This is a genomic window from Actinoplanes campanulatus, from assembly GCF_014647795.1.
GTDB classification, from domain to species: domain Bacteria; phylum Actinomycetota; class Actinomycetes; order Mycobacteriales; family Micromonosporaceae; genus Actinoplanes; species Actinoplanes campanulatus.
In genome coordinates, this window is sequence record NZ_BMPW01000009.1 from 340,573 (window position 1) to 352,133 (window position 11,561).

General features: G+C 71.6%; 14 protein-coding genes. 12 read left to right on the forward strand and 2 right to left on the reverse strand.

Features of this window, described 5'->3' with window-relative positions; all coding sequences use genetic code 11:
• Positions 1-2: 2 nt before the first annotated feature.
• Positions 3-1,010, reverse strand: coding sequence for a flavin reductase (locus tag IEZ13_RS19795; protein WP_183219805.1), 1,008 nt, complete (start codon positions 1,008-1,010; stop codon positions 3-5).
• A gap of 207 nt (positions 1,011-1,217) precedes the next feature.
• Between IEZ13_RS19795 and IEZ13_RS19800 the strand changes: the two genes are divergently transcribed.
• Positions 1,218-1,997 carry an IclR family transcriptional regulator gene (locus IEZ13_RS19800; protein ID WP_229794794.1) on the forward strand — a complete coding sequence of 260 codons (780 nt, stop codon included), beginning with the start codon at positions 1,218-1,220 and terminating at the stop codon, positions 1,995-1,997.
• Here IEZ13_RS19800 and IEZ13_RS19805 read toward each other — a convergent pair.
• A complete protein-coding gene (locus IEZ13_RS19805; RefSeq protein ID WP_183219809.1) occupies positions 1,994-2,692 on the reverse strand; it encodes a hypothetical protein in 699 nt (232 codons plus the stop codon). The two genes, IEZ13_RS19800 and IEZ13_RS19805, sit on opposite strands and share 4 nt — an antisense overlap.
• A gap of 53 nt (positions 2,693-2,745) precedes the next feature.
• On the opposite strand from IEZ13_RS19805, the gene IEZ13_RS19810 reads away from it, so the two are divergent.
• From IEZ13_RS19810 to IEZ13_RS19860, 11 genes are all read left to right on the forward strand, one after another.
• A complete protein-coding gene (locus tag IEZ13_RS19810; RefSeq protein ID WP_183219811.1) occupies positions 2,746-3,216 on the forward strand; it encodes a MaoC family dehydratase in 471 nt (156 codons plus the stop codon).
• Positions 3,217-4,242, forward strand: coding sequence for an LLM class flavin-dependent oxidoreductase (locus tag IEZ13_RS19815; RefSeq protein WP_183219813.1), 1,026 nt, complete (start codon positions 3,217-3,219; stop codon positions 4,240-4,242).
• Positions 4,242-5,513 carry a CaiB/BaiF CoA transferase family protein gene (locus tag IEZ13_RS19820; protein WP_183219815.1) on the forward strand — a complete coding sequence of 424 codons (1,272 nt, stop codon included), beginning with the start codon at positions 4,242-4,244 and terminating at the stop codon, positions 5,511-5,513. The genes IEZ13_RS19815 and IEZ13_RS19820 overlap by 1 nt, the downstream gene beginning before the upstream one ends.
• A gap of 164 nt (positions 5,514-5,677) precedes the next feature.
• A complete protein-coding gene (locus IEZ13_RS19825) occupies positions 5,678-6,934 on the forward strand; it encodes an MmgE/PrpD family protein (protein WP_229794795.1) in 1,257 nt (418 codons plus the stop codon).
• Positions 6,931-7,896 (forward strand): RidA family protein, encoded by a 966-nt coding sequence (locus tag IEZ13_RS19830; RefSeq protein ID WP_183219817.1) that lies wholly within the window; start codon positions 6,931-6,933, stop codon positions 7,894-7,896. The genes IEZ13_RS19825 and IEZ13_RS19830 overlap by 4 nt, the downstream gene beginning before the upstream one ends.
• Positions 7,893-8,351 carry an FAS1-like dehydratase domain-containing protein gene (locus tag IEZ13_RS19835; protein WP_183219819.1) on the forward strand — a complete coding sequence of 153 codons (459 nt, stop codon included), beginning with the start codon at positions 7,893-7,895 and terminating at the stop codon, positions 8,349-8,351. The genes IEZ13_RS19830 and IEZ13_RS19835 overlap by 4 nt, the downstream gene beginning before the upstream one ends.
• Complete coding sequence (locus tag IEZ13_RS19840) at positions 8,338-8,712, forward strand: MaoC/PaaZ C-terminal domain-containing protein (RefSeq protein WP_183219821.1); 375 nt, start codon at positions 8,338-8,340, stop codon at positions 8,710-8,712. Before IEZ13_RS19835 ends, IEZ13_RS19840 begins: the two co-directional genes overlap by 14 nt.
• Complete coding sequence (locus IEZ13_RS19845) at positions 8,709-9,824, forward strand: thiolase C-terminal domain-containing protein (RefSeq protein ID WP_183219822.1); 1,116 nt, start codon at positions 8,709-8,711, stop codon at positions 9,822-9,824. The genes IEZ13_RS19840 and IEZ13_RS19845 overlap by 4 nt, the downstream gene beginning before the upstream one ends.
• Positions 9,821-10,135, forward strand: coding sequence for a Zn-ribbon domain-containing OB-fold protein (locus IEZ13_RS19850; protein WP_203833649.1), 315 nt, complete (start codon positions 9,821-9,823; stop codon positions 10,133-10,135). The genes IEZ13_RS19845 and IEZ13_RS19850 overlap by 4 nt, the downstream gene beginning before the upstream one ends.
• Positions 10,125-11,288 (forward strand): acyl-CoA dehydrogenase family protein, encoded by a 1,164-nt coding sequence (locus tag IEZ13_RS19855; RefSeq protein WP_183219824.1) that lies wholly within the window; start codon positions 10,125-10,127, stop codon positions 11,286-11,288. Before IEZ13_RS19850 ends, IEZ13_RS19855 begins: the two co-directional genes overlap by 11 nt.
• Positions 11,285-11,561, forward strand: a 277-nt coding sequence (locus IEZ13_RS19860) for an aldolase/citrate lyase family protein (RefSeq protein WP_229794796.1), incomplete at its 3' end; no start/stop codon positions are given. The genes IEZ13_RS19855 and IEZ13_RS19860, both read left to right, overlap by 4 nt.

An 11,561-nucleotide genomic window follows, 5' to 3' on the forward strand; every position in this document is an offset into this window, starting at 1 on the left:
TGTCACTCCCTGATGTGGGCGAGGTCGGGCGGGCCGGCGACCTCGAGTTGGCGGGACAGGTGGAGCAGGTCGCCCAGCGGCAGCCCGGACGATCCGGAGCCGGGGGCGACGACGTCGAAGTGCGAGACCCCGCTCTTCATCGCGACCAGCGCGTTGACCAGGGCGAGGCGGTTGTCGCCGGAGAGGCGGACGCGCAGGACGGCCGGGCGGGCCCGGGCCGCGGCGTCCTGGAGCACCCGGCGGACCTGCAACGGCGAGGCCGGTGCGACGAGCGACTCGGCGCACCCGATCTCATCGCAGCCCAGCTCGGTGAGCGCGGCGACGGAGGCGAGCACCTCGTCCTCGCGATCCGGGTCGAAGGCGTCCGGCACGTACCCGATGACGGTGGCGCCGGACTCCTTGGCGGCCCGGATGGCCGCCGGTGGGGGAGGGTCGTCGGCGGAGAACTCGAAGCAGTGCCCGTCGGCGCGGACCCGGGCCCCGGCCTTCCGCAGCGCACCGGCGAGCGGGTCGTCGGCGGCCACGTCGACGGTCAGGTTCACCGAGGACGGCAGCGGGTCGGCGATCTGGCCCCAGTTGCGCGAGTGGAACAGCAGCGGCGAGGTGATCCGGGGCAGGGCCGCGTCGGTCACCGCGCCGACGAAGATGGTGTGGTCGCCGCCCGGGTAGGCGTGCGCCACCGTGCAGTCCAGCCACGCCACCGCGTCAGTGAGCACCGGGCACCCGTTCGGGGTGGTGGCCCAGTCCAGGCCGGCGAACCGGTTCTTGACGTCGCGCTCCTGCCCGGCGAACCGGCGGCCGATGTCCGCCTGGTCCCGGCCGAGGAAGCTGATCGCGAACTTGCCCGCCTCGCCGAGCAGCGCCCGGCTGGGCAGATGGTTGCCGAGGCAGACCGACACGAGCGGCGGATCGAGGCTGACGGAGGAGAATGAGCTGGCGGTCATCCCGTGCACGCCGTGCGGGCCGACCGTGGTCACCACGCAGACGCCACTCGGCCACTGTCCGAGCACGGATCGGAAGGTCGTGCTGTCGACCGGCACCCGTACGCTCCGTTCCTGCGGACTGTTTCGCTCTAGGAAACGTCGTTACGCTGAACGTAACGACGGTCAAGGATCGTGTCAACCGCGGAACGGTACGGCGTTTCCCACCGCGAAATGGCAGGCTAGAGTTCGGCAAAGTCTGTTCCGTACCTGTTCCGTGGGGGTTTCGCAGTGGCAGTGAGTGAGGACGAAGGCCAGTCCCGGTCCATCGCCGCGGTCGAGCGCGCGATGGACGTGCTGCTCTACTTCGGCCGCACCGACCAGCCCGATCTCGGGGTGACCGAGATCGCCACCGCGCTCGGTCTCACCAAGGCGGCCGTGCACCGCATCCTCACCGCGCTGCGCAGCCGTGAGCTGATCACCGTCGACCCGGCCACCCGGCGGTACGCGCTGGGCCACGCCGCGGTCGCCCTCGGCCGGGCGTACCTGGCCCGCACCGACGTCCGCGCGATGGCCGCGCCCGAGCTCAAGCGCCTCTCCGAGCGCACCCACGAGACCGCCACCCTGTCGCTGCGCCGCGGCGACACCCGGCTCTACGTCGACCAGGTCGTCCCCGACCAGGAGCTGCGCCTCGAGGTGAGCCTCGGCATCCCGTTCCCGCTCAACGCCGGCGCCTCGTCCAAGGCGTTCCTGGCGTTCCTGCCGGACTTCGAGGTCGACGCCTACCTCGCCCGGCACCCGCTCGAGGCGGTGACCGACAAGACCATCACCGACCCGGCCAAGCTGCGCAAGGACCTGGCCGCGGTCCGCAAGCGGGGGTACGCCACCTCGCTCGGCGAACGCCAGGCCGGGGCCGCGTCGATCGCCGCCCCGATCTTCGACCACGACGCCCGGGTGGTGGCCGTGATCAGCCTGGCCGGGCCGGCGCTGCGCTTCAAGCCGGACACCGAGGAGGCCGTCGCCGACCTTCTCGCCTCCGCGTCCCGGATCTCCGCGCAGCTCGGCTACCGGCCCTAGAGGTTCGCCAACGGCTTGGCGACGCCGAGAAGGCCGGCCAGCAGGACCGAACCCCAGATCACCCAGACGTACGGGAGGCAGCCGTTGACACTGTTCTTGACGGTTGCCTCGTCGTCGTCCCCGGCCGTGCCCGCCATCACGTGCCCGAAGAACGCCGGGCCGAACGGCCTGAGCTGCCGCCGGATGCCCAGCCCCGCCGCGATCGCGAGGGCGTAGAGGATGACCTTGCCACCCAGCCACTTCGGATTCGTCGTGACACCGAACGGCTCGGCGGCCACCAGCGTGAAGACGCCCATCCCGAACATGCCGGCCACCACGGCGATCCGGATCGCCCGGTCGACCCGCTTCACGGTCGGATGCGCGCCCGGCTCGTGGTGGTCGGTCCACATCAGCCGGATCCAGGCGAACGATCCGATCCAGACCGGTAGGAGCAGCCACCACGGCAGCAACCGGATGCCCCACAGCTCGCCGCCGTGCGCGTCCAGCGAGATCAGTGTCAGGCCGCTGGGCAGGAAGAGGATGAGGCAGATCTTCGGCCCGAGGTCCAGCCCCAGCATGATCTTGCACGCGGTGAGCCGTGCGGCCGGGGTCAGCGAGGAGTCGATCACGTACCGGCTGGAGTAGAAGACTCCCAGGTCTCCGCCGAGCCAGAAGACCATGAGCACGATGTGCAGGTAGAGGAACGCTTCGAGCATGGGCTAGATGGAAACACCTTTCCACTGTGCGAAACAAGTGCTAGCTTCGCCGCATGCTCGGCCGCTATTACGAAGACTTCACCGTCGGTGACACCTACCGCCACCCGTTCGGCCGCACCATCTCCGAAGCGGACAACACGTGGTTCACGCTCCTGACGCTGAACACCAACCAGAGCCACTTCAACGCCGACTACGCAGCGCGTACGCCGTACCGGAAACTGCTGGTCAACTCCACCCTCACGGTCGCCATCGTGACCGGCCTGTCCGTGCCGGACGTCAGCCAGCACGCCTTCGCCAACCTCGGCTGGGAACAGATCGACATGCCCCACCCGGTCTTCGTCGGCGACACCATCTACGCCAGATCCACGGTCCTCGACCTGCGTGAATCGACATCGCGGCCGTACGCGGGCATCGTCAAGGTCTTCACCACCGGCTTCAACCAGGACGGCGCCGACGTCATCACCTGGACCCGCACCATGCTCACCTACAAGCGCGGCCACGGCCCCTCTTCCGAGGTCTCGTAGATGCGCCTCGACGTGCAGCCCTGGGGCGAGACGATGGCCGGGCTGGTCAGCGCCGCCCGGGCCGCCGAGGCCGCCGGCGCCGGCGTCGTCTGGGCCCCCGAGCTGCACCGCAGCGCCTTCGTGACAGCCTCCGCACTCGCCGCCGGAACCGGTAGGGAAGCCGGTGGTCACTCTCGCATCGGCATCGGTACGGGCATCGCGCTCGCCTTCGCCCGCAGCGCCATGCTGACCGCCCTCGCCGCCGCCGACCTCGACGAACTGTCCGAAGGCCGGTTCCGGCTCGGCCTCGGCACCGGTGTGGCCCGGCTCAACCAGGACTGGCACGGCGTCTCCTTCGACCGCCCGCTACCCCGGCTGCGCGACACGGTCGCCATCGTCCGCGCGGTCCTCGCCGGCGGTGACCCGATCGTCCACAAGGGGCTCCGCTCGATCCGGGTGCGCGGCTGGCGGCGGCCCTATCCACCGGTCCGCCCGCACCTTCCGATCTACCTGGCCGGGGTCGGGCCGGCCATGGTCGCGCTCGCCGGCGAGGTCGCCGACGGCTGGATCGCACACGAGCTGTGCCCGCCCACTGAGCTGCGCGAACGTATCCGGCCCGCGCTGCAGTCCGGTCTCGCGCGCCGCACCGCCCCCTCCGCTGGTTTCGACGTCGTCGCCGCCGCCTGCTGTTCGGTCGACCCGGATCCGGCCGTGGCGCGCCGTCGCGCCGCCAACGTGGTCGGCTTCTACGCCTCGGTCCGCTCCTACGCCGACATGTTCGGGGCGGCCGGATTCGCCGACGTCTGCGCGGCCGCCTCCGAAGCCCTGCGCTCCGGCCGCCCCGCCGACTGCCTCGGCGACCTGATCCCCGACGCGATGGTCGACGCCTTCACCATTGCCGGAACCCCCGCACACTGTGCCGTCCGGATCCTCGAATACGACGGCCTGGCCGACGCGATCAAGCTCTCCCCGCCCTCCTACGGCCTGCCCGCCGACGAGGTACGGCACGCCCAGAACCGCCTGCTCGAACTCGTCGGGAGCATGTGATGAGGCCACTCGAGGACATCCGCATCGTCGCCGTCGAACAGTACGGCGCCGGCCCGTTCGGCTCGGTCCACCTCGCCGACCTGGGCGCCGACGTCATCAAGATCGAAGAACCGGGCACCGGCGGCGACGTCGGCCGCTACGTGCCGCCCTACCAGCACGGCGAGGACTCGCTGTTCTTCGAGACGTTCAACCGCGGCAAACGCTCGCTCTCCCTCGACCTGGCGTCCCCCGCCGGCCGCGAGGTCTTCGAAGACCTGGTACGCCACTCCGACGCCGTCTACTCCAACCTCCGCGGCGACGTGCCCGCGAAGATCGGCATCACCTACGACCAGCTCGAACACATCAACCCGAGCATCGTCTGCTGCTCGCTGACCGGCTTCGGCATGACCGGCCCGCGCGCCGCCCAGCCCGGCTACGACTACATCCTCCAGGGCCTGGCCGGCTGGATGGAGCTGACCGGCGAACCGGGCGGCCCACCCACCAAGTCCGGCCTGTCCATCGTCGACTACTCCGGCGGTTTCGTCGCCGCCATCGCCCTGCTCGCCGGAGTCCACGCGGCCCGCCGTGACGGCCACGGCATGGACTGCGACCTGAGCCTCTTCGACACCGCGGTCGGCATGCTCACCTACCCCGCGGCCTGGCACCTGAACGCCGGCTTCGAACCCGCCCGGACCCGCTACTCCGCCCACCCGTCCCTGGTCCCGTTCCAGCTGTTCCCATCGGCCGACGGCTGGGTCGTGGTCGGTTGCGCCAAGGAGAAGTTCTGGCACCGCCTGGTCGCCGTCCTCGAAAGCGCCCCTACACCGAACGCCCCCGCCACCCCGAACGCCCCCGCCACCCCGAACGCCGCGGGCGGCCGCGGCGTCACCGCGCTGAGCGATCCGCGGTTCGCCACCTTCGCGGATCGGCGGACGCACGCTGACGTGCTGCTTCCGCTGCTGGAGGAGATCTTCGCGACCCGGACCACCGCCGAGTGGCTGGCCCTGCTCGAACCGGCCGGCATCCCGTGCGGTCCGGTCAACGACGTGGCGGCCGCGCTGCGTGACCCGCACACCCTGGCGCGCGGGCTCGTCGTGGAGACCGAGCATCCGCATTACGGCACGGTGCGCCAGGTCGCGTCGCCGGTCCGGGTGGGCGACGCGCCGCCGGCCTACCGCCGCGCTCCGCGCCGGGGAGAAGACCTGGGGTACGTCGCCGAACTCCTCGGCTACTCCGACACCCGATTGACCGAACTCCGCTCCTCCGGGGCTTTCGGCAAGGCCCCCGAGTGACACACGTGGATCGTTCTGACGGCATCAATGTTGAGCGGGTCAATGTGGATCCCGTCAATGCGGGAGCGATCGATGTCGACTCGACTGGACTGGATTCAGTCGGGATTGATTCGGCTGTGGTTGATTCGGGTGGACTTGACCTGGGTGGGGTTGAGCCGGCGGCGGTGGTGCTGGCTCGATGGGGTGCGGGGCTCGACCACACAGTGCTGCCCGACGCGGTTGTCGAGGCGGCCCGGGAACATCTGATCGACGCTGTCGGCTGTGCGGTCGCCGGCATCCGACGCGGCGCCGCCGAACCCGCGCTCACCGTCGCGCGCGGGCTCGGCGGCCCGCCCGAGGCACGGCTGTTCAGCGGGGAGCGGGTCGGTGCGGTGGCGGCCGCGTTCGGGAACGCCGTCGCCGTCCACGCGCTCGACTTCGACGACACCCACGCCGGCGGATTGGTACATGCGAGCGCGGTGACCGTACCGGTGGCTCTTGCCGTGGGAGAACAGACCGGGGCGCGCGGCAGCGAGATGATCACCGCGCTGGTCGCGGGTCTGGAAGTGGTGTGCCGCCTCGGTGCGTCGGCGCCGCACGGCTTCCACGCGCGCGGGCTGCACGCCACCTCGATGTGCGGGGTCGTCGGCGCGGCCGTCACCGCCGGCAAGCTGATCGGCCTCGACGAGACACGGCTGGCGCACGCCATCGGGATCGCGGCCAGCGGGGCCAGCGGACTGCTGGAGTTCCTGCACAGCCCGGCCAGCACCAAGCAACTGCATCCGGGCACCGCCGCCGCGAACGGCATCCTGGCCGCCCGTGTCGCCGCCGCCGGCGCGACCGGTCCGGCCGGGGCGCTCGACGGCGAGTACGGCCTGTTCCGGACCATGACCACCCGCGATCCCGACCGGGCCGTCCTGCTCGGCGAACTCGGTGAGCGGTGGGAGACGACCCGGATCGGGATCAAGCCCTACCCGGCCTGCCAGCTCACGCACGCCTCGATCGACGCGGCCGGCGAGTTCACCGGGAGCGCACCGTCGGCGCTGACCGTGACACTGCACCCGGACGCCGTACCGATCGTCGGTGGTCCGGAGAAACGGCGGCCGCGCAGCGCCTACGAGGCCAGGTTCAGCGTCTACTGGTGTGTCGCCGCGATGGTCGTCGACGGCCGGGTCGACCTGGACACGTTCGAGGACCTGGACCGGCCGGAGATCCTGGACCTGGCCGCCCGGATCACCGTGCGGGCCGGCGCCGCCGGCGTGGTCGCCGCCGACGCGCCCGGCATCGTCGAGGGCGACGGCCGGACCGCCCGGGTGGAACGGCCCACCGGCGGGGGAGTGCGCACGAAGGCCGCCGCGAACCTGGGACCCGGCGCGGAGGCGGTCTTCGCGGCCGACGGCCCGGTGTCCCTCCTGGATGCGATCGAAGGGTGTCTCCCGTGACCGTGTATCTGCCGGCCGTGCCCGGCTACGACCAGCTCGACGTGCCGGTCGGCGACGTGGTCCACGTGACCGAGTACGTCACCGCCGCCGCCCTGGCCGACCCGGCGGCACTCGACGCCGCGCGGCAGGCGGTGTTCGGGGAGCACCGCGCGCCGGTGTCGCGGGTGCCGGTCGAGTCGATCGTCGGCTCCGGCGCGCCCTACGCCGTCGCGGTCGTCACCCACCCGGGCGGCGGGACGCTGTTCACCGACGGCGACGACGTGATCCGGGTGGCGGGCGGCGTCACCTACCTGCCGAGCGTGCACACCACCGAGGGCGACTTCCGCGACCAGTACCGCTGGTGTCTGGAACGGATCGCCGCCCTGCTGGCGGTGGCCGGATCGGACATCGGCGCGCTGGTCCGGACGGTCGACTACACGGCGACCGCGACCCGCGCCGAGTACCCCCGATGTGGACGGCCCCGGCGGGAGATCCTCGGCGCCGGGCCGGTCCATCCGGGCGCCGCCGGCATCCTCGTCGACGTGCCGGTCGCGCCGGGCGCCCGGGTGTCGCTGGACGCGCTCGCCGCGTCCCCGCCGCTCGAAGCGCTCAACCCCGGCTGGGCCCGCTACGACACGCTCACCTACAAACCGGCCGTGCGGGCCGCGAACAGCGTCTACCTGGCCGGGTTCGGCGCGCTCGACCCGGTCGGTCAGCAGGCGATCCACGCCGGGGACCTGGTCGCCCAGGCGGAGTACGTCTACCGCGGCATCGAGACCGTCCTGGCCGAGGCCGGCGCCACCGGCGTGAACGTCGTCCACCTGGTCGAATACCTGACCCCGGACGCGGTCGCCGACTATCCGCGCACGGCCGCCCTGCGGGAGAGACACTTCCCGAACGCGGTCGTCACCACGGTCGTCTGCTCGGCCCTGCTGCGCCCGGAGTTCCTGCTGGAGACCGTGCCGACGGCGTTGCTGCCGTGACGCTGCTGACGCGTGAGCTGGCGGCCCGGATCGGGGAGGAGCGGGTCTACACCGCGCCGGAACCGCTGGGCCGGGCCGCGATCCGCTACTTCGCGCTGGCCACCGGCGACACGGATCCGGCGCACCTGGCCGGCGACGTGGCCCCGCCGACGCTGATCTGCGAGACCAACCAGTACGCCGGCCTGCCCCGGGACGCCGACGGCTACGCCGGTCACGGGTGGCATCTGGACGTGCCGGGCACCCGGCTGGTCCGTGGTGGAAACGCCTACCGTTTCGAGCGCCCGGTCGGCCCGGACGACGTGATCACCGCCCGCTGGAAGCTGGCCGACATGACCGAGCGGGTCACCGGCGGTGGCAGGACGATGCTGATCGTCACGTCGGTCGCCACCTACACCGACCAGGCCGGCCGCGTCCTGGCCGTCAACGAGGAGACGCTGATCCATGTCGCTCGTTAGGGAACAAAAGATCGAACTGCCCGACATGATCGCGTACGCCGGCGCGACCTGGGACTGGCACAAACTCCATTACGACGCCGACTACCTGCGGGAACGCGGCCTCGACAGGCCGGTCGTCGACGGTCAGGTGTTCGGCGCGTACCTGGCGATCGCCCTGCGCGAGTGGTTCGGCCCGGACGCGGTGATCACCGCCCTGTCGTTCCGGTTCAAGAGCCTGGTCTTCGCCGGCGAGACGATCCGCTGCGTCGGCACGGTCGTCCGCGAGGAGGCCGGCACGGTCGACGTCGACCTGCGCGTCGAGGTCGTCGAGGGTGGCCGGATCGCGGTGGCCCCCGCTTCCGCGACACTGACCCTGCCATGACCGGCGTCGCCATCGCCGGCGCCGCCGAATGCGACCTCGGCGCCACCGGGAAGACGATCCTGGAGTTGCAGACCCAGGCGGTCACCCGGGCGCTCGACGACGCCGGGCTCACCCTGGCCGACGTGGACGGGATCGCCACCAACGGCATCTCCCGCTTCTCGGCGACCCAGCTCGCCGACTGGCTGGGCCTGCAACCGTCCTGGTGCGACTCGACGTTCGCCGGCGGCGCGGTCTTCGAGATGTACGTGGCCCGCGCCGCCCAGGCCATCGCCGCGGGTCAGTGCGGCACCGTGGTGATCTCCTACGCTTCGGACCAGCGCTCGGCCCGCCGCCGCGGACTGACCGCCGTCTACGATGAGGGCACCCCCGAGGCCGAGTGGGAGGCCCCCTACGAGCCGCTCTACCCGATCTCCTACTACGCCATGGTCGCCCAGCGCTACCTGCACGTTCACGGCCTGAACCGGGCGGACCTCGCGTCGGTCGCCGTCGCCGCGCGGGCGCGGGCCCAGATCAACCCCAAGGCATGGACGTACGGGAAAGGCCCGCTCACCGTCGACGACGTCCTGGCCGCCCCGCAGATCTCCAGCCCGCTCGGCAGGCTGGACTGCTGCCTGGTCACCGACGGCGGCGGCGCGATCGTCCTGACCTCCCTGGAACGCGCCCGGGACCTGCCGAAACGGCCGGTCGAGGTGCTCGGCTACGGGGAGGCGCTCACCCACACCGGCATGGCGAGCGAACCCGACCTGCTGCGCACCGGGGCGATCGACTCGGGCCGGCGTGCCTTCGCCCGGGCCGGGCTGACCCCGGCCGACATCGACGTGGTGCAGCTCTACGACTCGTTCACCGTCTCGGTGCCGCTCGGCCTCGAGGCGCTCGGTTTCGCGGCGCCCGGCGAGGGGCTCGCCGTCACCACGCCGCACAACACCACCGGCGGCGGCCTGGCCTACTGCCATCCCGGCCAGTTCGGGGTGCTGCTGCTGGTCGAAGCGGTGCGGCAACTGCGCGGCGAATGCGGCGACCGGCAGGTGCCCGGCGCGTCGACGGCCCTCGCGCACGGCACCGGCGGCATCTTCTCCAGCCACGCCACGGTGATCCTGGGAGCGGACCGGTGAGAATCCAGCACTGTACGAGCTGCGGGTCCTATCAGCACCATCCGCGCCCGATCTGTGTCACCTGCGGCGGCGACCGGCCGGACGAGGTGGAGGCGGCCGGCACCGGAACCGTGGACAGTTTCACCGTCGTCCACCGCGCCGAGAAGCCCTACGTGCTCGCCCGGGTCCGCCTCACCGAGGGCCCGGTCGTGCTCACCCACCTCACCGGTGTCCCCGAACCCCGATGCGACCAGCCTGTCCGCCTCGTCGAGGGCTCCGAACCACCGGTCTTCACCGGGAGTCTCTTCTCAGGGAGTTGTGATGGACTTTGACCTGAACGACGAGCAGCGGATGTTCCGCGACGTGCTCCGGGACTTCGTGGACCGCGAGATCCGGCCGGTCGCACAGGAGTGGGAGGCGTCCGGCCGGTACCCCACCGAGATCGTCGAGACCATGCGTGAGCTGGGACTGTTCGGCCTCACCGTCCCCGAGGAGTACGGCGGGCTCGGCGCCGACATGGTCAGTTTCGCGCTCACCTTCGAGGAGATCGCCAAGGGCTGGATGGGCGTCGCCGGCATCCTCGGCAGCCACTCTCTGTCCTGCTGGCTGATCGCCCGGCACGGCACCGACGACCAGAAGTCGAGGTACCTGCCCGATCTGGCCAGCGGCGTCCGGCGTACCGGAATCGCTCTGACCGAACCGGATGCCGGAACCGACCTGCAGGGAATCGCCACGACGGCCGTTCGCGACGGCGACCACTACGTCCTCAACGGCCGCAAGACCTGGATCACCAACGCCCGGTACGCCGACCCGCTGCCCGTCCTCTGCAAGACCGACCCGGCCGCGGCCCCCGCGCACAAGGGCATGTCGGTGATCCTCGTCGAGGCCGGCACCCCCGGCTTCACCGTCGAACGTGACCTGCCGAAACTCGGCTACAAGGGCACCGAGTCGTGCGAGGTGCTGCTGGAGGACGTCCGCGTCCCGGCGACCCAGCTGCTCGGCGGTGTCGAGGGCCGCGGCATGCAGCAGGTGCTCTCCGGCCTGGAGACCGGCCGGATCAACGTGGCCGCCCGCGCCCTCGGCATCGCCCAGGCCGCCTACGACGAGGCCCTCGAGTACGCCGGCCAGCGCAAAGCCTTCGGCAAGACGATCGGCGACTTCCAGGCGGTCCAGCTCAAGATTGCCGAGATGGCCGCCCAGGTGCAGGCCGCCCGGCTGCTCGTCTACTGGGCCGCCTCCCGGTCCGACGGCGGCCACCGCGTCGACATGGAGGCCGGCATGGCCAAGGCGTTCGCCTCCGAGGCCGCCGTGTTCTGCGCACTCAACTCCATGCAGGTGCACGGCGGCTACGGCTACTCCAAGGAGTTCGTGGTGGAGCGCCTCTACCGGGACGCCCCGCTCATGATGATCGGCGAGGGCACCAACGACATCCAGCGCGTCGTCATCGCCCGCGCGCTGCTGTCCGGGGCGGCGACGATCGGATGAGATCCTTCCTGTACGTCCCCGGCAACCAGCCGAAGATGCTGGCCTCCGCCCTGACCCGGGGCGCCGACGCGCTCATCGCCGACCTGGAGGACGCGGTCCCGCCCGGCGAGAAGGAGACGGCCCGCCACACGGTCGCCACATGGCTGCGATCGCTGCCGGCCGGCGCGCCGGTCTGGGTGCGGGTCAACTCCGGGCCGGACGGGCTCGCCGACGCCCGTGCCGTCATCACTCCCGCGCTGCGTGGCGACGACGCCTGTGCCGTCATCACTCCCG

Bases quoted from the DNA above. Each gene is read 5' to 3' on its own strand.
- IEZ13_RS19845 (WP_183219822.1), top strand. From the start codon at position 8,709: ATGACCGGCGTCGCCATCGCCGGCGCCGCCGAATGCGACCTCGGCGCC.
- IEZ13_RS19855 (WP_183219824.1), top strand. From the start codon at position 10,125: ATGGACTTTGACCTGAACGACGAGCAGCGGATGTTCCGCGACGTGCTC.
- IEZ13_RS19840 (WP_183219821.1), top strand. From the start codon at position 8,338: ATGTCGCTCGTTAGGGAACAAAAGATCGAACTGCCCGACATGATCGCG.
- IEZ13_RS19820 (WP_183219815.1), top strand. From the start codon at position 4,242: ATGAGGCCACTCGAGGACATCCGCATCGTCGCCGTCGAACAGTACGGC.
- IEZ13_RS19815 (WP_183219813.1), top strand. From the start codon at position 3,217: ATGCGCCTCGACGTGCAGCCCTGGGGCGAGACGATGGCCGGGCTGGTC.
- IEZ13_RS19805 (WP_183219809.1), bottom strand. From the start codon at position 2,692: ATGCTCGAAGCGTTCCTCTACCTGCACATCGTGCTCATGGTCTTCTGG.
- IEZ13_RS19810 (WP_183219811.1), top strand. From the start codon at position 2,746: ATGCTCGGCCGCTATTACGAAGACTTCACCGTCGGTGACACCTACCGC.